Consider the following 22,746-nt stretch of genomic DNA (forward strand, 5'->3'; position numbering starts at 1 on the left):
GATCAGTTGCGGAAAAGATCGAGGATGCGGCTGCGCTCTTCCGGCTGCGGCGCCGGACCGATGGGCGCGCCAGAGATCGCCTCGGCAGGCGGCGTCGGACCCGCCTCGACGCCCAGGGTCGCGACACCGCGGCCCGGTGCGTAGTCGTCGTAATACCACTCGCCGCCCACGTTGACCACGCCGGGGGGAGGCTTGGCGGTCAGCTCGGTCACCGGCACTCCCTTGATGGCTGTTTCCATGTAGCTGATCCAGATAGGCAGGCTCAGCCCGCCGCCGGTCTCGCGGTCGCCCAGCTTGCGCGGCGTGTCGTAGCCCATCCAGGCCACCGCCGCCATCGTTGGCTGGAAGCCGGCGAACCAGGCATCCAGGGAGTCGTTGGTGGTGCCGGTCTTGCCGTAGATGTCGGGCCGCTTCAGCGTGGCCTGCGCCTTGGCCGCCGTGCCGCTGCGTGCGACTTCCTGCAGCAGGCTGTCCATGATGAAGGCGTTGCGCTGCGGGATGGCGCGCATGGTCTCGTTGAGCAGGGGCGGTTGGGTTTCCACCAGCACCTTGTCCTTGTGATCGGTGATGCGCGTCACGAGGTAAGGATTCACGCGATAGCCACCGTTGGCGAAGACCGAATAGGCCGTCGCCATCTGCATCGGCGTGACCGCGCCGGCACCGAGGGCCATCGGCAGGTAGGCCGGGTGCTTCTCGCGCTCGAAGCCGAAGTTGCCGATCCAGTCCTGTGCGTAGCGCGTGCCGATCGACTGCAGCACGCGGATCGAAACCATGTTCTTGGACTTGGCCAGCGCACGGCGCAAGGACATCGGGCCCTCGAAATTGCCGTCGTAGTTCTTGGGTTCCCACGGTTGGCCGCCAGTGGTCCCGGCGTCGAAGAAGAGCGGCCCGTCATTGACGACCGTTCCGGGTGTAAACCCTTTCTCAAGCGCCGCCGAGTAGATGAACGGCTTGAAGCTGGACCCCGGCTGGCGCCAAGCCTGCGTCACGTGGTTGAACTTGTTCTTGTCGAAGTCGAAGCCGCCGATCATGGCCTTGACGGCACCGTCGCGCGGATCGAGCGCAATGAAGGCGCCCTCGACTTCGGGCAACTGCGTGATTTCCCAGGTGTTCTTCGGTGTCTTCACGACGCGGATCACGGCGCCTCGGCGGATCTTGATGTTGGGCGGTGCCTTGTCCGACAGTCCCGACTGCGCGGGCCGCAGCCCCTCGCCGGTGATCTGCACGGCATCGCCATTGGCGCGCACGGCGCTGATTTCCTTGGCATTGGCCTTGAGCACGACCGCGGACATCACGTCGCCGTTGTCGGGATGCTCGGCCAGCGCATCGTCCACGGCTTCATCCAGCTCCTTGGGGTCGCTGGGCAGATCGACGAACTTCTCGGGGCCGCGGTAGATCTGCCGGCGTTCGTAGTCCATGATGCCCTTGCGCAGCGCCTTGTAGGCTGCGGCTTGGTCGTCAGCGACCAACGTGGTGTAGACCTTGAGGCCGCGCGTGTAGGTGCTGTCGCCGTATTGCGCGTACATCAGCTGCCGCACCGTCTCCGCCACGTATTCGGCATGCAGGCGGGTGGGATCGGCTCCGTCACGCAGGTGCAGCTCTTCCTTCTTGGCATCTGCCGCTTGCTCGGCGTTGATGAAGCCGGCTTCCTGCATCCGGTCGATCACGTAGAGCTGCCGCCCGCGCGCGCGCGTGGGATTGTTCACCGGATTGTTCGCGCCCGGCGCCTTCGGCAGGCCCGCGAGCATGGCAGCCTGGGCAATGGTGATGTCTTTGAGCGGCTTGCCGAAGTAGGCTTCCGAGGCGGCCGCGAAGCCGTAGGCCCGATTGCCTAGGTAGATCTGGTTCAAATAGATCTCGAAGATCTGGTCCTTGCTGAGCAGGTGTTCGAGCTTGAAGGTCAGCAGCACTTCGTAGATCTTGCGGGTCAGCGTCTTCTCGGAGCTCAGGTAGACATTGCGCGCGACCTGCATCGTGATGGTCGAGGCGCCCTGGCTCTTCACCCGGTTCATGTTGGCGATCCCTGCGCGCAACAGGCCCTTGTAGTCGACCCCGCCGTGGTCGTAGAAGCGGGCGTCCTCGGCGGCCAGCACGGCGTCCTTCATCACCTTCGGGATGGTCGCGATGGGCGTGAGGTTGCGGCGTTCCTCGCCGAATTCGCCGATGAGGATGCCTTCGGAGGAGAACACCCGCAGCGGCAGCTTCGGCCGGTAGTCCGCCAGGTCGGAGATATCCGGCAGGTTCGGGTAGGCGACGGCCAAGGCTACGGCGACCACGCAGACCAGGGACACCATGCCAGCTGCGGCGATGCCCAGTCCCCACACCACGAAGCGCAGGAGCCAGGTCAGCCAGACGGGGCGCTGAGCAGGAGTAGGGGTCTTGGCAGGCCCGGTGGGGCGTATTTTTTCGGGCATGAAGGGATGTTGAAGTCAACGTCAATTATAAAAAGCGGGGGTCTCGAACGGTCTTCTGGAGCGACATAAAACCCAAGTACTCGCATTTGTGACGTAAGTTGTGAATCGAGACTGTTACGTCCCCTTTTGACAACGGTTGGTGCATCGACTGAGGCCGAGGCCCTTGGTTGGCCGTACGCCTCCTGCTAGCATGCAACCACACGCAAATATTTCTATTCGTTACAAACACAACGGGATTTAACTTGGCTGCTTTGGGAACGCTGTTCAGCCGTCAACCCGCGCCCCTGCTCGGGTTGGACGTCAGCTCATCCAGTGTCAAGCTGGTCGAGCTCGGCCGCGACGCCAGCGGCAAGTTGATTCTGGAACGTTGCGCGATCGAACCCCTTGAGCGAGGCTGGATCACCGATGGCAATGTCGAGAAGTTCGACGAGGTGGCCGAGGCGGTCCGGCGTGCCGTGCGCAAGAGCGGCAGCCGTACCAAGAATGCCGCCCTCGCCCTGCCGCCCTCGGCAGTCATCACAAAGAAGATCGTCCTGCCTGGCGGCATGAGCGAGCAAGAGCTCGAGATCCAGGTCGAATCCGAAGCCAACCAATACATCCCCTTTTCCCTCGATGAGGTGAGCCTGGACTTCTGTGTCATCGGGCAGAGTGCCAATTCGACCGGCGATGTCGAAGTCCTGATCGCCGCTTCGCGCAAGGAGAAGGTCCAGGACCGACAGGGCCTGGCCGAAGCGGCAGGCCTCAAGGCCGTGATTCTCGACGTCGAATCCTATGCCTCGCGACTGGCGACGGCACGGCTGATCGAGCAGTTGCCTGGCCAGGGCCGCGACGCCGTTGTGGCCCTGTTCGAGGTGGGTGCCTTCACCACCAGCATGCAGGTGCTTCGCAACCAGGAAGTGCTCTACGACCGCGACCAGGCCTTCGGCGGCGCCCAACTGACACAGCTGATCGTGCGGCAGTACGGCTTTTCCGCGGAAGAGGCGGAGACCAAGAAGCGAAGCGGCGACCTGCCCGACGACTACGGCTCAGGCGTGCTCAAGCCCTTCGTTGCGAGCATCGCCCAGGAGATCGCGAGGGCGCTGCAGTTCTTCTTTACCAGCACGCCGCACAACCGCGTCGACTATGTGCTGCTGGCGGGCGGGTCGGCGGCATTGCCGGGCCTCACCAGCGCCGTGACGCGGCAGACCTCCTTTGCCTGCTCGCTGGTCAATCCCTTCGACGGCATGGAGATTGGAAGCAGCATCCGCGAGAAGAAGGTGCGGCGCGAGGCGCCTTCGTACCTGACCTCATGCGGCCTTGCCATGCGGAGGTTCCTGCAGTGATCTTGATCAACCTGCTCCCGCACCGTGAGGCTGCGCGCAAGCGCCGTCGGGAAACCTTCTATGCGACGCTGGGCGCCTCCGCCGTGGCCGGCTTCCTGATCGCGGGCGGTGCCTATCTCTGGTTTCAGGCCCAGATCTCCAGCCAGCAGGGCAAGAACAGCTTCCTTCAGGCAGAGATCAAGAAACTCGAAGCCGAGATCAAGGAAATCTCCACCCTCCAGGCTGAAATTGCCGCCTTGCGCGCGCGCCAGCAGGCCGTCGAGGATCTCCAGGGCGACCGCAACATGCCTGTGCACCTGCTCAACGAACTCGTGCGGCAACTGCCCGACGGCGTCTACCTGACGAGCATGAAGCAGGACAACCAGACCGTCACCCTCCTGGGTCAGGCGCAGTCCAACGAGCGGGTCTCGGAACTGTTGCGCAACCTGGGTAACAACAGCCCCTGGCTGGTCAAGCCGGAGCTGGTGGAAATCACCTCCGGCAATGTCAATCTGAGCCCCCGCGACCAGCGGCGCGTGGCGAACTTCACGATGCGCATCGGGCTCAAGCGGCCCACGGATGCGCAGAAGCCCGCCGGCGCGGGCGGTGCGCCGGCGTCGGCCGCAGGCAAGGGCTGAGCGTCATCATGGCAACCCAACGCGCATCCTCCAACATCGACTTCGCCGGCGGTCTGCAGCGCTTCGGCGACCAGTTCCGCGGACTGAATCCGAACGACCCCTCGGTCTGGCCCCCGGTGCCGCGCTACGCGCTGTGCGTGCTGGTTACTGCGCTGGTCCTGGTGGCCCTGTGGTTCGTCTGGCTCACCAATTCGAACGATGAGCTCGAGGCCGAGCGAGCCAAGGAAGTCGCGCTCAGGGCCGACTATCAGAAGAAGGTGGGTCAGGCCGCCAATCTCGAATTGCTGAAGAAGCAGCGCGAGCAGGTGCAACAGTACGTGACGCTTCTCGAAAAGCAGCTCCCGAGCAAGGCCGAGATGGACGCCTTGCTCTCCGACATCAACCAGGCCGGGCTCGGCCGCAGCCTGCAGTTCGAGCTGTTCCGCCCGGGCCAGGTGGTCGTGAAGGACTACTACGCCGAGTTGCCGATTGCCGTGCGCGTGACGGGGCGCTATCACGATGTGGGTTCCTTCGCGGCTGACATTGCCAATCTCTCGCGCATCGTGACCTTGAACAACCTCGCCGTGGTCCCCGGAAAAGATGGGATGCTGACGATGGACGCCACGGCGAGGACCTTCCGTTACCTGGACGACGAAGAGCAGGCGGCGCAGAAGCGCGCTGTGGCGGGAGCGAAGAAGAAATGAGCAGGCTTGCTTTGGCGCTGTGCGTCGGCGTTGCGGCTGTCGGCCTGAGCGGCTGCATGGGCTCGGACCAGGAAGAGCTCCAGCAATGGATGGCCGAGCAGCGCGCGAATGTGCGCCCCACGGTGCCGCCCATCACGGAGCCGAAGAAATTCACGCCCCAGGCCTATACGGAGGCCACTGCGTTCGAGCCCTTCAACATGCAGAAGCTCACGCAGGCCTTGCGCCGCGACTCGGCCCAGCCGAGCACTTCCGGTCTCATCGCGCCGGAGCTGGCGCGCCGCAAGGAAGCGCTCGAGGCTTTTCCGCTCGATTCGATGGCGATGGTGGGCAGCATGAACCGCAATGGTCAGCCGGTCGCCCTCGTCACCGTCGACAAGCTGCTCTACCAGGTTCGGGTCGGAAATTATCTGGGACTTAACTACGGGCGCATCACCCGTATCAGTGAAACCGAACTCGCCTTGCGTGAAATCGTGCAGGACGCCGCCGGTGAATGGATCGAACGCGTGGCGACGCTGCAGTTGCAAGAGAGGTCGAAATGAAACCCAAGAATTCAAGGTTCGCGCAGTGGCTGCGCGTGGTCGGCGTCAGCCTGCTCGCGCTGGGCGCGGCGGCGGCGGCACATGCGCAGAACGCCATCGAGTCGGTCACCAGTTCGATGCAGTCTGGTGGCGAGGTCATCCGCGTCGACCTGACGCAACCTCTGGCCGCCGTGCCAACGGGCTTCGCGATCCAGACGCCGGCACGCATCGCGCTCGACTTCCCCGGCGTGACCAACGCCATCGGCCGCTCCGCCATCGATGTCAACCAGGGCAATCTGCGTTCCATCAACGTGGTGCAGGCGGGCGAGCGCACCCGTCTGGTGCTGAACCTCAAGCAGGCTACCGCGTACAAGGCCGAGATCCAGGGCAAGTCGCTCCTGGTTTCACTCGAGCCCGTCCCGGGTGCCGCACTCGCGACCTCGACGCCTCAGGCCTTCGCCGAGAACCGAAACCGCGACACGCTGCCGCTGCGCGACGTTGATTTCCGCCTGGGCTCGGACAACACGGGCCGCGTGGTCGTCGACCTGGCCAACAACCAGGTAGGCGTCGACATCCGCCAGCAGGGCCGCAGTCTGGTGGTGGAATTCACCAAGTCGACGCTGCCCGAGGGGCTGCGCCGCCGCCTCGATGTGTCGGACTTCGGCACGCCGGTGCAGACCGTCACCACCCAGCAGGCCGGCGACCGCGTGCGCATGACCATCGAGCCCAAGGGCGATTGGGAGCACAGCGCCTACCAGAGCGAGAACCAGTTCGTGGTCGAGGTGCGCCCGCGCAAGGTGGACCCGACCAAGCTGACCCAGGGCGTGGGCTACACCGGCGAGAAACTGTCGCTGAACTTCCAGAACATCGAAATCCGTTCGCTGCTTCAGGTGATCGCCGACTTCACCAACTTCAACATCGTGACCTCGGACTCGGTGACCGGCGCGCTGACCCTTCGCCTGAAGGACGTGCCCTGGGATCAGGCCCTGGACATCATCATGCAGGCGAAGAACCTTGGCATGCGCAAGAACGGCAGCGTGCTGTGGATTGCGCCCAAGGACGAAATCAACGCCAAGGAAAAGCTTGAGTTCGAGGCCCAGGCCGCGATCCAGAACCTGGAGCCCCTGCGCACTCAGTCCTTCCAGCTGAACTACACCAAGGCCGTCGCGATCGCGCAGGGCCTGACGGGCACGGGCGCTTCCAGCGGAGGCGGCGGCTCGGGCACCACCACCCGCATCCTGAGCCCGCGCGGCAGCGTGATCGCCGAATCGCGCACCAACCAGCTGTTCGTCTCGGACATCCCCTCGCGCCTGCAGCAGGTCGCCGAACTCATCCAGAAGCTGGATATTCCGGTGCGCCAAGTGCTGATCGAGGCACGCATCGTTGAGGCCTCCGACACCTTCGGCAAGTCGCTGGGCGTGCGGCTCGGCGGCGGCATCTCCGGCGGCACGGTGGGCTCGAACAATGGGCGTCCGGTCTTCGGCAACGTCGGCGCGTTCCCGGTCGTCACGCCGGCCACTGCGACCACGCCGGGCAGTGCGCTGACCACCTTCACCAACTCCAACTTCGTCAACCTGCCCTCCACCGGCGTGCAAGGCAACGGCAACGCGCCGGGCACCTTCGCCATCTCGCTGTTTAATTCCAGCTTCTCGCGCATGCTGAACCTGGAAATCTCGGCCCTCGAAGCCGATGGCAAGGGCAAAGTGGTGTCCAGCCCCCGCGTGGTGACGGCCGACCAGACCAAGGCGCTGATCGAGCAGGGCACGGAACTGCCCTACCAGGTCGCAACCTCCAGCGGCGCCACTTCGATTGCCTTCCGCAAGGCCAACCTCAAGCTCGAGGTCACGCCGCAGATCACGCCCGAGGGCAACATCATCCTGACGCTGGACGTCAACAAGGACACGGTCGGCCAGGCGACGACCGCCGGCTTCGCGATCAACACCAAGCACGTGCAGACCGAAGTGCTGGTCGAGAACGGCGGTACGGTGGTCATCGGTGGTATCTTCGAACTCACCGAAACCAACGATGAATCGCGCGTGCCGGTGCTCGGTGAAGTGCCCTATGTGGGGGCGCTGTTCCGCACACGCAATCGCGTTGCCAACAAGACCGAAATGCTCGTCTTTATCACCCCGAAGATGATTACCGACCGGAACGCCGCGCGCTAAGGCGCGTGGGCGTTCGCAGCACCGCGTGGCGGTCGCACTCGTCGGCTTGCCCGGCGCCGGAAAGTCCGCGGTGGGCCGGCGTCTCGGGCAGCGCCTCCATCTGCCCTTCATCGACAGCGATGAGGTGATCGAGCGCCGCATCGGCTGTTCCATCCGGGATTACTTTGAACGTGAAGGCGAGCAGAGTTTTCGCGACCTCGAGGAGAGCGTGATTGCCGAGCTCGCCACCTCAGCCCGCGGCATTGTCTCCACCGGAGGCGGCTCCGTGCTGCGCGAGGCGAATCGGATCCAGTTGCGCTCCCATTTCCACGTCATATACCTGCGCTCCTCGCCCGAGGACCTGTTCAGGCGCCTGCGGCACGACGTCAAGCGGCCGCTGCTGCAGGTGGCCGATCCGCTGGGTCGGCTGCACGAGCTCTACAGCGCGCGCGACCCGCTCTACCGCGAGGCCGCCCATGACGTGGTGGAAACCGGCCGGCCTTCGGTGGCGATGCTTGTGAACATCATCGTGATGCAGCTGGAGCTCGCTGGGGTGATATCCCCGGGCGCCGGAAGCGATCCGCCGGGCTGAGCCTGGCTGGGCGCCATGCGCCTAAACTCGGAGCCATGCGAGTGTCCGCCTCCCCCGAATGCGTTGAGATCCAGCTCGGCGAGCGCAGTTATCCGATCCTGATCGGCAGCGAGCTGCTCCGCGAGCCTGGAAGCTTCGACGCGGTGCCTGCAGCCGCCGCGGCGCTGATCGTCACGAACACCACGGTGGCGCCGCTCTATGGCGAGCCGCTGCGCAGTGCCTTGGCCGGCCGCTTCCGGGCCGTGCACATGCTGGAGCTGCCTGACGGCGAGACGCACAAGGACTGGCCCACGCTCAACCTGATCTTCGATGCACTGCTGCGCCATGGCTGCGACCGCAAGTCGGTGCTCTTCGCGCTCGGCGGCGGGGTGGTGGGCGACATGACCGGATTCGCCGCCGCCAGCTACATGCGAGGCGTTCCCTTCGTACAGGTGCCGACCACCTTGCTCGCACAGGTCGATTCCTCGGTGGGCGGCAAGACGGCGATCAACCATCCGCTCGGCAAGAACATGATTGGCGCCTTCTACCAGCCGCGCCTTGTCCTGTGCGATCTCTCCACGCTCGCCACGCTGCCGCCGCGCGAGCTCAGCGCGGGGCTCGCCGAGATCATCAAGTACGGCCCGATCTACGACATGCGCTTTTTCGACTGGATCGAAGCGAACATCGACGCCCTGGTGGCGCGGGAGCCGGCCGCGCTGGCGCACGCGGTCCGGCGCAGCTGCGAGATCAAGGCCGCGGTCGTGGGGCAGGATGAGCGCGAGACCGGCTTGCGCGCGATCCTGAACTTCGGCCATACCTTCGGTCATGCGATAGAGGCGGGCCTGGGCTACGGCCGCTGGCTGCACGGCGAAGCGGTCGGCTGCGGCATGGTCCTGGCCGGCGAACTGTCGCAGCGGCTCGGCGGCGTCGATGCGGCCTTTGTCCGGCGGCTGTCGGCGTTGATCGAGCGGGCGGGGCTGCCTGTGGTCGCCCCTGCGCTCGGCGCCGAGCGCTACCTCGAGCTGATGCGCATCGATAAGAAGTCGGAAGCGGGCGAGATCCGCTTCGTGGTGATCGATAAACCCGGCTCGGCCGTCGTGCGCAGCGCCCCCGACGCCCTGGTGCGCGAGGTGCTGGCGCAGTGCTGTGCTGCCTGAATCGAACATCGGGGCGACGATGAGCCTGGCACCCCACGCCAGCCATCCGGCGCAGTCCCGCGGCCGGCTCCACGCAGAGGCCCCGGCTCCCACGCGCGATGCCTTCCAGCGCGACCGTGACCGCATCGTGCATTCCACCGCCTTCCGGCGGCTGGTCTACAAGACCCAGGTCTTCCTCAATCACGAGGGCGATCTTTTCCGCACCCGCCTCACCCATTCGCTCGAGGTTGCGCAACTGGGCCGCTCGATCGCGCGCTCGCTGCGGCTCAACGAGGACCTGGTGGAGGCCATCGCCCTGGCGCACGACCTGGGCCACACCCCCTTCGGCCATGCGGGGCAGGATGCGCTCGATGCCTGCATGGAGGCCCACGGCGGCTTCGAGCACAACCTGCAGAGCCTGCGGGTGGTGGATGCGCTCGAGCATCGCTATCCGCAGTACGACGGACTCAACCTGAGCTTCGAGACGCGGGAGGGCATCCTCAAGCATTGCTCGCGCGCCAATGCCGAGCGCCTGGAGGCCGCGGAGCCTGGCGGGTTGGGGCGGCGCTTCCTCGATCGCACGCAGCCGAGCCTGGAGGCGCAGCTGTGCAACCTCGCCGACGAGATCGCCTACAACGCGCACGACATCGACGATGGCGTGCGTTCCGGGCTCATCGGTCTCGAGCGGCTGGGCGAGGTGGCGCTTTTCAGCCGCTATCTGCGCGAGACGCTGGACGAGCATCCGCAGCTGCAGGGCCGGCGCGTGCTCTATGAAGCCATCCGGCGGATGCTGAGCGCGCAGGTCTACGATGTGATCGACGCCTCGCGCAGTGCGCTCGAGGCGGCAGCCCCGGGTCATGCGGATGACGTGCGCCGCGCAGCGCCGCTGGTGCTCTTCAGCGAGACCATGCGCACCCAGTCCACCGAGCTCAAGCAATTCCTCTTTCGCAATCTCTACAGGCATCCGCGCGTCGTGCAGACCACGAGCCGGGCGAAGGAGGTGGTGCGCGAGCTGTTCGCGGCCTACATCGACGATGCCCAGCAGATGCCGGCTTCCTACGCGCAGCGCGACGACGGCCATCGCGCAGTGGCCGACTACATCGCCGGCATGACCGACCGCTTCGCGATCCGCGAGTACGAACGTCTCACGGGAAGGCAGTGGGACCAATGAACCGACCTGCCGTTACGAAGGCGAATAGCACCGTAGCCGGAGGCGAAGGTACTCCGGTGAGTCGCACCTCGTCGCACACCCGCGTCCCACGCACCGCCCTGGCCGTGGTTTTCGCCGGCGTGGCTGCGGCCCTGCACCTGGGCAAGCTGCCGCCCGCCGTGCCGGCGCTGCAAGCGACGCTGGGTGTCGATCTGGTGGAAGCAGGCTTCCTGCTGTCGCTGGTGCAGGTCGCCGGTATGTGCCTCGGCATGGTGTTCGGACTGGTGGCCGATGCCATCGGACTGCGTCGCAGCATGCTGACCGGTCTGGCCCTGGTGACTGGTGCGAGCGTGCTCGGCGGCTGGGTCGGGCGCACGGTCGATCCCGGCCCAGGCGCCATCCACTGGCTGCTCGCCTTGCGCGCACTCGAAGGCGTGGGCTTTTTGCTGGCGGTGATGCCCGGCCCGGGGCTGATCCGGGCCCTTTCGCCGCCGAGCGCGGAGAAGAAGGCGCTTGGCCTCTGGGGCGCCTACATGCCTCTGGGCGTAGCGCTGGCGCTCCTTCTCGGGCCGGCCTTGATCGCCTGGGCCGGGTGGCCGGGCTGGTGGTGGGTACTCTCGGTGGTCTCAGCTGTCGCGGCGCTGTGGGTCCTGCTCGCAGTGCCGGCGGACCGGCGGGAAGCCATGACGCCAGCGGGCTCTTCGTCCTCACGCTGGACTGCGCCCCTGCTCGACACGATCCGCGCCAGCGGCCCTCGAACGCTGGCCCTGGCCTTCGGGGTGTACTCCGCGCAGTGGATGGCCGTGATCGGCTTCCTTCCCGCGATCTATGCCGACGCCGGCGTCCCGGCCGCCTGGAATGCGGCGCTGACCGCGCTCGCCGCCGCGATGAACATCGTCGGCAATGTCAGCGGCGGCCGCTTCCTGCAGCACGGCGTTGCACCGGAGCGCCTGCTGCGCTGGGGGTTCGTCGTCATGGCGCTGGGCGGCGTCGCGGCCTTCGCGCAGATCGGCCTGTCCGGCAGCACTGCGAGCCTGCCGCCTGCATTGCGCTACGTCGCCGTCTGCCTGTTCTCGCTGGCCGGCGGGATGATCCCGGCGACCCTCTTCATGCTCTCCACCCGGCTCGCGCCCAGCCCGTCGACGGTCTCGACGACCGTGGGGATGATGCAGCAGGCCTCCTCGCTCGGCCAGTTCATCGCGCCGCCGGCAGTCGCCTGGATCGCCCATCGGGTCGGTGGCTGGCATTGGACCTGGGGCGTAACCCTGGCATGTTCGCTGGCAGGCCTGGCGCTGGCGGCGCGCGTGGCACCCGCTAGATCCCGCACGGAGACTGCACTATGAGCGGCGAAGCCATCATCACCGCAGCGCAAGCACAGGCAGACACGCAGCGCTGGCTCGAGCGCGCGGTGATCGGGCTCAACCTCTGCCCCTTCGCCAAGGCCGTGCATGCGCGCGGCCAGATCCACTACGCGCTGTACCTGCACGAGGAGCACGGCGGCTTGATCGACGCGCTGCTGGACGAAGCGCGCGCGCTGGCTGCCTGCCGTGCTTCCGACCGCGACACCACCCTCCTGATCGCGCCGAACACCTTGGCCGACTTCCTCGACTTCAACGATTTGACGGCGCGCGCCGAACGTCGCCTGGCACGCGCCGGCTTCGAGGGCAAGTTCCAGCTGGCGAGCTTCCATCCACGCTTCCAGTTCGCCGGTGCGGAGTCCGAGGACATCACCAACGCGACCAATCGCGCGCCGTACCCGACGCTGCATCTGCTGCGCGAGGACAGCGTGAGCCGTGCCGTCGAGGCCTTCCCCGATGCGCAGGCCATCTTCAGGCGCAACATGCAGATCCTGGAGCAGCTTGGCGCCGAGGGCTGGGCCGCCCTCGATGTCGGTCCCGGCGGAGCGCAGCGATGACCGACAAGGCCGTCGCCAAGGCGTCGAAGGCCGAAGCCGAGCTGCAGGAGGTGCTGCGCCCCGGCCAGTCGGTCGAACTGCTGAAGGAGCTGCACATCCTCACGCGCGAGGGCCGGCTCAACCAGGATTCGCGCCGCAAGCTCAAGCAGGTCTACCACCTGTTCCAGTTCATCGAGAAGCTGCTCGTCGAATTGCCGGAGGAGGGCGCGCACGCCAGCCTGGCCGACCACGGCGCCGGCAAGTCCTATCTCGGCTTCATCCTCTACGACCTGTTCTTCGGTCCGCGCGGCGGCGGCCAGGTGTACGGGATCGAGACGCGGTCCGACCTGGTCGACAGGTCGCGCGCCCTGGCAAAGCGGCTGGGCTTCGATCGCATGGCCTTCCTCAACATCAGCGCCGCCGAATCGGCCGACGCGGCCGAGCTCCCGGCGCAGATCGACGTGGTGACCGCGCTGCATGCCTGCGACACCGCCACCGACGACGCCATCGCCTTCGGGCTCGCCAAGCAGGCGCGCTTCATGGTGCTCGTGCCCTGCTGCCAGGCCGAGGTCGCCGCCTGCCTGCGCCAGACCAAGGCGCTGTCGCTTTCACGCACGCCCCTTGCCGAACTCTGGCGCCATCCCTTGCACACGCGCGAGATCGGCAGTCAGCTCACCAACGTTCTGCGCTGCCTGTACCTGGAGGCCAACGGCTACCAGGTCACGGTCACGGAACTGGTGGGTTGGGAGCACAGCCTGAAGAACGAGCTGATCATCGCCCGCCGTACCGGCCAGCGCAAAGCCAGCGCCGCAGCCCGGCTCGAGCAGCTGCTGGCCGAGTTCGGGCTGGAGTCGCTGCTGGAGACGCGCTTCCGCCTGGGCTGATCCCGCCATGGCCCGCCTTCCCCGTCTTACGCTGGCCGAGCAGCCGCACCATGTGATTCAGCGCGGCAACAACCGCCAGGCCATCTTCGTCGACAACGCGGACCGCGAAATGCTGCTGGGCCTGCTCGGCGAGAACGCGGCGCGCTTCGGCATCGCGCTGCATGCCTACGTGCTGATGGACAACCACTACCACCTGCTGGCCACGCCCGCGAGCGCCGACGGGCTGCCGCTCTGGATGCAAGCCGTGGGCCGGCGCTACGTGCGCTACTTCAACGATCGGCACGGGCGAACCGGGACCCTGTGGGAGGGACGCTACAAGTCGACGCTGATCCAGACCGATCGCTACCTGCTGACCTGCATGGCCTACATCGACCTGAATCCGGTGCGCGCCGGTCTCGTGGCCGAGGCCGGCGACTATCCATGGTCCAGCTATGCGCACTACGCCGGGCTGCGGCACGACAAACTGGTGACGCCGCATCCGCTTTACTGGACGCTGGGCAACACGCCGTTCGCCCGGGAGGCCGCGTACGCCGATCTGGTGCGCGGCGGCATTGCGGCGGCCGACCAGGCCGTGCTGACCGAGGCCACGCTCCATGGGTGGGCCGCCGGCGATCGCGACTTCCTCGAGGCGCTGCAGAGGAACACCGCGCGGCGCGTCCTGAAGTCCCGGCCCGGGCGGCCCCCAGCTCCCCGAGCCTGAGTCCGTAATGCGTGCGGTTCGCGCCGCGCCGCTTCCCTTTTCAATATGTCCCCATTTTCAACCCGAGCCGTGAACTCGGGATTTAATCGGGATCTGACCCTTATTAAAGTGCTTGGCATTGTTTGTGCAACGCAATATCCTTCCCTTCCCCGCGAAAAACTGAAGGAGCGCGCCCATGACCACGGCTGCCGAGATCGAGTATCTCCAACAAAACGGTCTCTATTCCGCCGCTGACGAGCACGACGCCTGCGGCGTCGGCTTCGTGGCCCACATCAAGGGCGAGAAAAGCCATTCGATCGTCCTGCAGGGCTTGAAGATTCTCGAGAATCTGGATCATCGCGGTGCAGTGGGCGCTGACAAGCTGATGGGCGACGGCGCCGGCATCCTGATCCAGTTGCCCGATGTCCTCTACCGCGACGAGATGGCGAAGCAGGGCGTGACGTTGCCGCCGCCCGGCGAATACGGCGTCGGCATGATCTTCCTGCCGAAAGAGCACGCATCGCGCGAGGCGTGCGAACAGGAGCTGGAGCGTGCCATCAAGGCCGAAGGCCAGGTGCTGCTGGGCTGGCGCGACGTCCCGGTCAACCGCGAGATGCCGATGTCGCCAGCCGTGCGCAAGAAGGAGCCGCTGCTGCGCCAGGTCTTCATCGGCCGCGGCAACGACGTGATCGTGCAGGACGCGCTGGAGCGCAAGCTCTACGTGATCCGCAAGACCGCCAGTGCCGCCATCCAGCGCCTGAAGCTCAAGCACAGCAAGGAGTACTACGTCCCCAGCATGTCGAGCCGCACGGTGGTCTACAAGGGGCTGCTGCTGGCCGACCAGGTCGGCACCTACTACCTCGACCTGCAGGACAAGCGCTGCATCTCGGCGCTGGGCCTGGTGCACCAGCGCTTCTCGACCAACACCTTCCCCGAGTGGCCGCTGGCCCACCCCTACCGCTACGTCGCCCACAACGGCGAGATCAACACCGTCAAGGGCAACTACAACTGGATGAAGGCACGCGAGGGCGTGATGTCCTCCCCGGTGCTGGGCGCCGACCTGCAGAAGCTCTACCCGATCAGCTTCGCCGATCAGTCCGACACTGCCACCTTCGACAACTGCCTCGAGCTGCTCACCATGGCCGGCTACCCCATCAGCCAGGCCGTGATGATGATGATCCCCGAGCCCTGGGAGCAGCACGCGACCATGGACCCGCGCCGCCGTGCCTTCTACGAATACCACGCGGCGATGCTGGAACCCTGGGACGGGCCGGCCTCCATCGTCTTCACCGACGGCCGCCAGATCGGCGCCACGCTCGACCGCAATGGCCTGCGTCCCTCGCGCTACTGCGTGACCGACGACGACCTGGTGATCATGGCTTCCGAATCCGGCGTGCTGCCGGTGCCCGAGCAGAAGATCGTTCGCAAGTGGCGCCTGCAGCCCGGCAAGATGTTCCTGATCGACCTGGAGCAGGGCCGCATGATCGACGACGAGGAGGTCAAGGCCACCCTCGCCAACAGCAAGCCCTACAAGCAATGGATCGAGAACCTGCGCATCAAGCTCGACAGCGTCGAGGCGCACGCAGTGTCGGCGCCGGTGAGCCAGGTCAGCCTGCTGGACCGCCAGCAGGCCTTCGGCTACACGCAGGAAGACATCAAGTTCCTGATGAGCCCGATGGCCGCGGCCGGCGAGGAAGGCATCGGCTCCATGGGCAACGACAGCCCGCTGGCGGTGCTGTCCAACAAGAACAAGCCGCTCTACAACTACTTCAAGCAGCTGTTCGCGCAGGTCACGAACCCGCCCATCGACCCGATCCGCGAGGCGATCGTGATGTCGCTGGTGTCTTTCATCGGCCCGAAGCCGAACCTGCTGGACATCAACCAGGTGAACCCGCCGATGCGGCTCGAGGTGAGCCAGCCGATCCTCGACTTCGCCGACATGGCGAAGCTGCGCGACATCGGCGCCTACACGCAGGGCAAGTTCAAGAGCTACACGCTCGACATCACCTACCCGCTCGCCTGGGGCGAGGAGGGCGTCGAGGCCAAGCTGGCATCACTATGTGCCGAGGCGGTCGATGCGATCAAGGGCGGGCACAACATCCTGATCGTGAGCGATCGCGCGGTCAGCGCCACGCAGATCGCCATTCCTGCGCCGCTGGCGCTCTCGGCCATCCACCAGTACCTGGTGCGCGAGGGCCTGCGCACGACCGCTGGCCTGGTGGTCGAGACCGGCTCGGCGCGCGAAGTCCATCACTTCGGCGTGCTGGCCGGCTACGGGGCCGAGGCGGTGCACCCGTACCTCGCGATGGAGACGCTCGCTGCGATGCACGAGGACCTGTCCGGCGACCTGAGCGCCGAGAAGGCGATCTACAACTACGTGAAGGCGATCGGCAAGGGCCTGTCCAAGATCATGTCGAAGATGGGCGTCAGCACCTACATGAGCTACTGCGGCGCCCAGCTCTTCGAGGCCATCGGCCTCAACAGCGACACGGTGGCCAAGTACTTCACCGGCACCGCCAGCCGGGTCGAAGGGATCGGCGTCTTCGAGATCGCGCAGGAAGCCATCCGCATGCACAAGGCGGCCTTCGGCGACGACCCGGTGCTCGCCCACATGCTGGACGCCGGCGGCGAATACGCCTGGCGCACACGCGGCGAAGAGCACATGTGGACGCCGGACGCCATCGCCAAGCTGCAGCACAGCACGCACGCCAACAACTTCAACACCTACAAGGAATACGCGCAGCTCATCAACGACCAGAACCGCCGCCACCTCACGCTGCGCGGCCTGTTCGAGTTCAGGATCGACCCGGCCAAGGCGATTCCCGTGGACGAGGTCGAAGCCGCGAGCGAGATCGTCAAGCGCTTCGCCACCGGCGCCATGTCGCTGGGCTCCATCAGCACCGAGGCACACGCGACGCTGGCCGTGGCCATGAACCGTATCGGCGGCAAGAGCAACACCGGCGAAGGCGGCGAGGACCCGGCGCGCTACCGCAACGAACTCAAGGGTATCCCGATCAAGCAGGGCGACACCCTCAAGAGCGTGATCGGCGAGGCCAACGTCGAGGTCGACCTGCCGCTGGCGGACGGCGACTCGCTGCGCTCGAAGATCAAGCAGGTCGCCTCCGGCCGCTTCGGCGTCACCGCCGAGTACCTCTCGTCGGCCGACCAGCTGCAGATCAAGATGGCGCAAGGAGCCAAGCCCGGCGAGGGCGGCCAGCTGCCCGGCGGCAAGGTCTCCAACTACATCGGCCAGCTGCGCTACTCGGTGCCCGGCGTGGGCCTGATCTCGCCGCCGCCGCACCACGACATCTACTCGATCGAGGACCTGGCGCAGCTCATCCACGACTTGAAGAACGTCGCGCCGCATGCCACCGTGAGCGTCAAGCTGGTCAGCGAAGTCGGCGTCGGCACCATCGCGGCCGGCGTCGCCAAGTGCAAGAGCGACCACGTCGTGATCGCCGGTCATGACGGCGGCACCGGCGCTTCGCCCTGGTCCTCGATCAAGCACGCGGGCAGCCCCTGGGAAATCGGCCTGGCCGAGACCCAGCAGACCCTGGTGCTCAACCGCCTGCGCGGCCGCATCCGCGTGCAGGCCGACGGCCAGATGAAGACCGGCCGCGACGTCGCCATCGGCGCGCTGCTGGGCGCCGACGAGTTCGGCTTCGCGACGGCGCCGCTGGTGGTCGAGGGCTGCATCATGATGCGCAAGTGCCACCTCAACACCTGCCCGGTCGGCGTGGCCACGCAGGACCCGGTGCTGCGCAAGAAGTTCTCGGGCAAGCCCGAGCACGTCGTGAACTACTTCTTCTTCGTCGCCGAGGAAGTGCGCCAGATCATGGCGCAGCTGGGCATCCGCAAGTTCGACGACCTGATCGGCCGCGCGGATCTGCTCGACACCAAGAAGGGCATCGAGCACTGGAAGGCCCGCGGCCTTGACTTCAGCCGCCTGTTCGCGCAGCCGAACGTGCCGACCGACGTGCCGCGCTACCACGTCGAGGTGCAGGACCACGGCCTCGCGAAGAGCCTGGACAACAAGCTCATCGAGAAGTCGCGCCCCGCCATCGAGAAGGGCGAGAAAGTGCAGTTCATCGAGGTGGCGCGCAACGTCAACCGTTCGGTGGGGGCCATGCTCTCGGGCGCGCTGACCAAGGTGCACCCGCAGGGCCTGCCCGACGACTCGATCCGCATCCAGCTCGAGGGCACCGGCGGCCAGTCCTTCGGTGCCTTCCTGGCGCGCGGCATCACGCTCTACCTGATCGGCGACGCCAACGACTACACCGGCAAGGGCCTGTCGGGCGGGCGCGTGGTGGTGCGCCCCAGCCTCGACTTCCGTGGCGAGGCCACGCGCAACACCATCGTCGGCAACACCGCGCTCTACGGCGCGACCACCGGTGAGGCCTTCCTCAGCGGCGTCGCGGGCGAGCGCTTCGCGGTGCGCCTGTCCGGTGCCACCGCGGTGGTCGAAGGCACGGGCGACCACGGCTGCGAGTACATGACCGGCGGCACGGTGGTGGTGCTCGGCAAGACCGGGCGCAACTTCGCGGCCGGCATGAGCGGCGGCGTCGCGTTCGTCTACGACGAGGACGGCCAGTTCGCCTCCCGCTGCAACCTGGCGATGGTCTCGCTCGACAAGGTGCTGACTACGGCCGAGCAGACGGCGAGCGTGCATCGCAAGATCTGGCACGAGGGCGAGACCGACGAGGCCAAGCTCAAGAAGCTGCTGGAGGACCACCACCGCTGGACAGGCAGCAAGCGCGCGCGCGAACTGCTCGACACTTGGGCTGTGGCGCGCACGCGCTTCGTCAAGGTGTTCCCGAACGAGTACAAGCGCGCGCTGGCCGAGATCCACGACCGCAAGGTCGAGCTCACGAGCAGCGGCAACAACGCGCACGTGGGACTCGAGCCGCACGCCATGACGAAGCCGGCGGTCGCTGCCTGAGCGCCGCGACAGACGAAGAACAGAACCAGGAAATCACGATGGGAAAAATCACGGGCTTCATGGAGCATGAGCGTATCGAGGAGGGCTACAAGCCCGTCGAGGAGCGCGTCAAGCACTACAAGGAATTCGTCATCGGCCTCGATGCGCAGCAGGCCAAGGTGCAGGGCGCGCGCTGCATGGACTGCGGCACGCCCTTCTGCAACAGCGGCTGCCCGGTCAACAACATCATTCCGGACTTCAACGACCTGGTCTACCGCAACGACTGGCAGAGCGCCTTCGCGGTGCTGGACTCGACCAACAACTTCCCCGAGTTCACCGGCCGCATCTGCCCCGCGCCCTGCGAGGCGGCCTGCGTGCTCAACGTGAACGACGACCCGGTCGGCATCAAGTCGATCGAGCACGCGATCATCGATCGCGCGTGGAATGAGGAGTGGGTCGTCCCGCGGCCCGCCAAGCACAAGACCGGCAAGAAGGTCGCGGTGGTGGGCTCCGGCCCGGCCGGCATGGCGGCCGCGCAGCAGCTCGCCCGCGTCGGCCACGACGTCACCTTGTTCGAGAAAAACGACCGCATCGGCGGCCTGCTGCGCTACGGCATCCCCGACTTCAAGATGGAGAAGACGCACATCGACCGCCGCGTCGAGCAGATGAAGGCCGAGGGCGTGGTGTTCCGCACCGGCGTGGTGGTCGGCGCCGCCAAGGACCCGCTGGGCAAGGGCTCCAAGGTCACCAACTGGGCCAAGGAGACGGTCACGCCCGAGCAGCTCGACAAGGAATTCGACGCCGTTGTTCTGACCGGCGGCGCCGAGCAGTCGCGCGACCTGCCGGTGCCCGGGCGCGATCTCGACGGCATCCATTTCGCGATGGAGTTCCTGCCGCAGCAGAACAAGATCAATGCCGGCGACAAGGTCAAGGGTCAGATCCGCGCGGACGGCAAGCACGTGATCGTGATCGGCGGCGGCGACACCGGCTCCGACTGCGTCGGCACCAGCAACCGCCACGGCGCCGCCAGCGTCACCCAGTTCGAGCTGATGCCGCAGCCGCCGGAAGAAGAGAACCGACCGCTGACCTGGCCGTACTGGCCTTACAAGCTGCGCACCAGTTCCAGCCACGAGGAGGGCTGCGAGCGCGAGTTCGCGATCTCCACCAAGGAATTCATCGGCGAGAAGGGCAAGGTCACCGGCCTCAAGACCGTGCGCGTCGAGTGGAAGGACGGCAAGATGATCGAGGTGCCCGGCACTGAAACGGTGCTCAAGGCCGACCTGGTGCTGCTGGCCATGGGCTTCGTGAGCCCAGTCGCCGGCGTGCTGGATGCCTTCGGCGTCGAGAAGGACACCCGCGGCAACGCCAAGGCCAGCGTCGACTTCGCCGGCGGCTATGCGACCAATGTTCCCAAGGTGTTCGCCGCCGGCGACATCCGCCGCGGGCAGTCGCTGGTCGTATGGGCGATCCGCGAAGGGCGCCAGGCGGCCCGCGCTGTCGACGAGTTCCTGATGGGCTACAGCGACCTGCCGCGCTGAATGTGCTGAATTAGGCGGGCATTAGCCCCTTACTTCGGTGGATGGGCACGGCCTGTGCTTCATTTATCATGGATGACCACCGCGAGCCGGGGATGCCTCAGGCGCCCCGGCTTTTCTGTTGTCCATGAACCCACCCGAGTCCTCACTGGTTGAATTCCGCGATGTCCGTTTCGGCTACGGCGAACGCGCGATCCTCGACGGCGTCTCCTTCACCGTGCCCCGCGGCAAGGTGACGGCGCTCATGGGGGCTTCGGGCGGTGGCAAGACCACCGTGCTGCGCCTGGTCGGCGGCCAGGTGCGCGCGCAGCGCGGCGAGGTGCTGTTCGACGGCGGGGACATCGGCAAGATGGACAGCGACGCGCTCTATGCCGCGCGTCGCCGCATGGGCATGCTGTTCCAGTTCGGTGCCCTGTTCACCGACATGAGCGTGCTCGACAACGTCGCCTTCCCCTTGCGCGAGCACACGCGGCTGCCCGAGGCGCTGGTGCGCGACATCGTGCTCATGAAGCTCGACGCCGTCGGCCTGCGCGGCGCGCGCCACCTGATGCCCAGCGAAGTCTCCGGCGGCATGGCGCGACGCGTGGCGCTGGCCCGGGCGATCGCGCTCGACCCCGACCTGGTCATGTACGACGAGCCCTTCGCCGGCCTCGACCCGATCTCGCTGGGCACCGCCGCCCGGCTGATCCGCCAGCTCAATGACACGCTCGGGCTGACCAGCATCGTGGTGTCGCACGACCTGGAAGAGACCTTTCGCATCGCGGACCACGTGATCATCCTGGCCAACGGGGGCATCGCGGCGCAGGGACGGCCGCAAGAGGTGCGCCAGAGCAGCGATCCGCTGGTCCACCAGTTCGTCAATGCACTGCCCGACGGGCCGGTGCATTTCCATTACCCGGGCGTCCCGGTGGAGCAGGACTTCGGCAACAACGCCGGGGCAGAGCAGGCATGAGCTGGTACCGGCCGGCCGACGTGGGATTCGCCGTGCGTTCCAAGCTGGGCGATCTCGGCATTGGCGCGCGCCTGTTCGTGCGCCTCGCGCTGCGCGGCGCGGGCAGCCTGCGCCGCTTTGGCCTGGTTCGCGACCAGATCCATTTCCTGGGCAACTACTCGCTCGCCATCATCGCGGTCTCGGGCCTCTTCGTCGGCTTCGTGCTGGGGCTGCAGGGCTACTACACGTTGCAGCGCTACGGCTCCTCGGAGGCGCTGGGCCTGCTGGTGGCATTGAGCCTGGTGCGCGAACTCGGCCCGGTGGTCTCGGCCCTGCTGTTCGCGGGCCGCGCGGGCACCTCCCTGACCGCGGAGATCGGCCTCATGAAGGCAGGCGAGCAACTCAGCGCCATGGAAATGATGGCGGTCGACCCGGTGCAGCGCATCCTGGCGCCGCGCTTCTGGGCCGGCGTCATCACCATGCCGCTGCTGGCGGCCGTGTTCAGCGCGGTCGGCGTGATCGGCGGCTGGGTGGTCGGCGTGCTGATGATCGGCTTGGATTCAGGCGCGTTCTGGGGGCAGATGCAGGCCGGCGTCGATGTCTGGAAGGACGTGGGCAACGGCGTGGTCAAGAGCATCGTCTTCGGCTTCACCGTCACCTTCATCGCGCTGCTGCAGGGGTTTGGCGCGCAGCCGACGCCCGAGGGCGTGTCGCGCGCCACCACCCGCACCGTGGTGGTGGCCTCGCTCGCGGTCCTGGGGCTCGACTTCCTGCTGACCGCGATGATGTTCAGTATCTAGAAAACAAGAGCACTCCATGCAACATTCCAAGAATGACGTCTGGGTCGGCCTGTTCGTGCTCATCGGCGCGGCAGCGCTGCTGTTCCTCGCGCTCCAGTCCGCGAACCTGCTGAGCCTGAATTTCCAGAAGACCTATTCCGTCAGCGCGCGTTTCGACAACATCGGCGGCCTGAAGCCGCAGACCGCGGTCAAGAGCGCGGGCGTGGTGGTCGGTCGCGTCGAATCGATCACGTTCGACGACAAGTATTTCCAGGCGAGCGTCACGCTGGCGTTGCAGAGCCGTTACAGTTTCCCCAAGGACAGTTCCCTCAAGATCCTGACCAGTGGCCTGCTCGGCGAGCAGTACATCGGCATCGAGGCGGGGGCTGAGGAGAAGACCCTCCAAGCCGGCGACACCATCACCGCGACGCAATCGGCAGTCGTGCTGGAGAACCTGATCGGACAGTTCCTCTACAGCAAGGCGGCCGAGGGCAGCACGCCATCGGGCAACGGCAACAAGAAATGAAACCACGATCCCCCCTCGATTTGCCGTGCGTGCTGCGCGGCACCG

Annotated in this window: 18 protein-coding genes; 17 read left to right on the top strand and 1 reads right to left on the bottom strand. The window is 66.4% G+C overall.

What is annotated here, in order from left to right; genetic code table 11:
- Window positions 1-2 precede the first annotated feature (2 nt).
- Entirely contained in the window at window positions 3-2,414 is a 2,412-nt protein-coding gene (locus tag E5P3_RS07580) for a penicillin-binding protein 1A (RefSeq protein ID WP_162585414.1), read from the bottom strand.
- Window positions 2,415-2,656: 242 nt separating this feature from the next.
- Between E5P3_RS07580 and E5P3_RS07585 the strand changes: the two genes are divergently transcribed.
- The 17 genes from E5P3_RS07585 (at window position 2,657) to mlaD (ending at window position 22,701) form a co-directional block, all read left to right on the top strand.
- Window positions 2,657-3,736, top strand: coding sequence for a pilus assembly protein PilM (locus E5P3_RS07585; RefSeq protein WP_162585415.1), 1,080 nt, complete (start codon window positions 2,657-2,659; stop codon window positions 3,734-3,736).
- Window positions 3,733-4,353, top strand: a complete 621-nt coding sequence (locus tag E5P3_RS07590) for a PilN domain-containing protein (RefSeq protein WP_162585416.1) — start codon at window positions 3,733-3,735, stop codon at window positions 4,351-4,353. Before E5P3_RS07585 ends, E5P3_RS07590 begins: the two co-directional genes overlap by 4 nt.
- 8 nt (window positions 4,354-4,361) lie before the next feature.
- Window positions 4,362-5,036, top strand: a complete 675-nt coding sequence (locus E5P3_RS07595) for a type 4a pilus biogenesis protein PilO (RefSeq protein WP_068675731.1) — start codon at window positions 4,362-4,364, stop codon at window positions 5,034-5,036.
- Entirely contained in the window at window positions 5,033-5,575 is a 543-nt protein-coding gene (locus tag E5P3_RS07600) for a pilus assembly protein PilP (protein ID WP_162585417.1), read from the top strand. The genes E5P3_RS07595 and E5P3_RS07600 overlap by 4 nt, the downstream gene beginning before the upstream one ends.
- The gene (gene pilQ / locus E5P3_RS07605; RefSeq protein WP_162585418.1) at window positions 5,572-7,719 is read left to right on the top strand and encodes a type IV pilus secretin PilQ; all 2,148 of its coding nucleotides are present in this window, start codon (window positions 5,572-5,574) and stop codon (window positions 7,717-7,719) included. Before E5P3_RS07600 ends, pilQ begins: the two co-directional genes overlap by 4 nt.
- 25 nt (window positions 7,720-7,744) lie before the next feature.
- Window positions 7,745-8,290: a shikimate kinase gene (locus E5P3_RS07610; RefSeq protein WP_162585419.1), complete on the top strand. Its 546-nt coding sequence runs from the start codon at window positions 7,745-7,747 to the stop codon at window positions 8,288-8,290.
- Window positions 8,291-8,325: 35 nt separating this feature from the next.
- On the top strand, window positions 8,326-9,426 hold the full coding sequence (aroB, locus tag E5P3_RS07615; protein ID WP_162585420.1) for a 3-dehydroquinate synthase: 1,101 nt from the start codon (window positions 8,326-8,328) through the stop codon (window positions 9,424-9,426).
- Window positions 9,427-9,445: 19 nt separating this feature from the next.
- Window positions 9,446-10,576: a deoxyguanosinetriphosphate triphosphohydrolase gene (locus tag E5P3_RS07620; protein WP_162585421.1), complete on the top strand. Its 1,131-nt coding sequence runs from the start codon at window positions 9,446-9,448 to the stop codon at window positions 10,574-10,576.
- A 56-nt stretch (window positions 10,577-10,632) separates the two neighbouring features.
- A complete protein-coding gene (locus E5P3_RS07625; protein WP_232073035.1) occupies window positions 10,633-11,898 on the top strand; it encodes an MFS transporter in 1,266 nt (421 codons plus the stop codon).
- Window positions 11,895-12,470: a DUF1415 domain-containing protein gene (locus E5P3_RS07630; protein ID WP_162585423.1), complete on the top strand. Its 576-nt coding sequence runs from the start codon at window positions 11,895-11,897 to the stop codon at window positions 12,468-12,470. The genes E5P3_RS07625 and E5P3_RS07630 overlap by 4 nt, the downstream gene beginning before the upstream one ends.
- Window positions 12,467-13,333, top strand: coding sequence for a class I SAM-dependent methyltransferase (locus E5P3_RS07635; RefSeq protein WP_162585424.1), 867 nt, complete (start codon window positions 12,467-12,469; stop codon window positions 13,331-13,333). The genes E5P3_RS07630 and E5P3_RS07635 overlap by 4 nt, the downstream gene beginning before the upstream one ends.
- Window positions 13,334-13,340: 7 nt before the next feature.
- The gene (locus E5P3_RS07640) at window positions 13,341-14,033 is read left to right on the top strand and encodes a transposase (RefSeq protein ID WP_162585425.1); all 693 of its coding nucleotides are present in this window, start codon (window positions 13,341-13,343) and stop codon (window positions 14,031-14,033) included.
- 175 nt (window positions 14,034-14,208) lie between these two features.
- Window positions 14,209-18,951 carry a glutamate synthase-related protein gene (locus E5P3_RS07645; protein WP_162585426.1) on the top strand — a complete coding sequence of 1,581 codons (4,743 nt, stop codon included), beginning with the start codon at window positions 14,209-14,211 and terminating at the stop codon, window positions 18,949-18,951.
- Window positions 18,952-18,989: 38 nt separating this feature from the next.
- Window positions 18,990-20,468: a glutamate synthase subunit beta gene (locus E5P3_RS07650; RefSeq protein ID WP_162585427.1), complete on the top strand. Its 1,479-nt coding sequence runs from the start codon at window positions 18,990-18,992 to the stop codon at window positions 20,466-20,468.
- Window positions 20,469-20,592: 124 nt separating this feature from the next.
- A complete protein-coding gene (locus tag E5P3_RS07655) occupies window positions 20,593-21,417 on the top strand; it encodes an ABC transporter ATP-binding protein (RefSeq protein ID WP_162585428.1) in 825 nt (274 codons plus the stop codon).
- Complete coding sequence (gene mlaE / locus E5P3_RS07660) at window positions 21,414-22,196, top strand: lipid asymmetry maintenance ABC transporter permease subunit MlaE (RefSeq protein ID WP_162585429.1); 783 nt, start codon at window positions 21,414-21,416, stop codon at window positions 22,194-22,196. Before E5P3_RS07655 ends, mlaE begins: the two co-directional genes overlap by 4 nt.
- 16 nt (window positions 22,197-22,212) lie before the next feature.
- Entirely contained in the window at window positions 22,213-22,701 is a 489-nt protein-coding gene (mlaD, locus tag E5P3_RS07665; protein ID WP_162585430.1) for an outer membrane lipid asymmetry maintenance protein MlaD, read from the top strand.
- The last annotated feature ends 45 nt before the right edge of the window (window positions 22,702-22,746 follow it).

The sequence above is a fragment of the Variovorax sp. RA8 genome (assembly GCF_901827175.1).
GTDB lineage: Bacteria > Pseudomonadota > Gammaproteobacteria > Burkholderiales > Burkholderiaceae_C > Variovorax.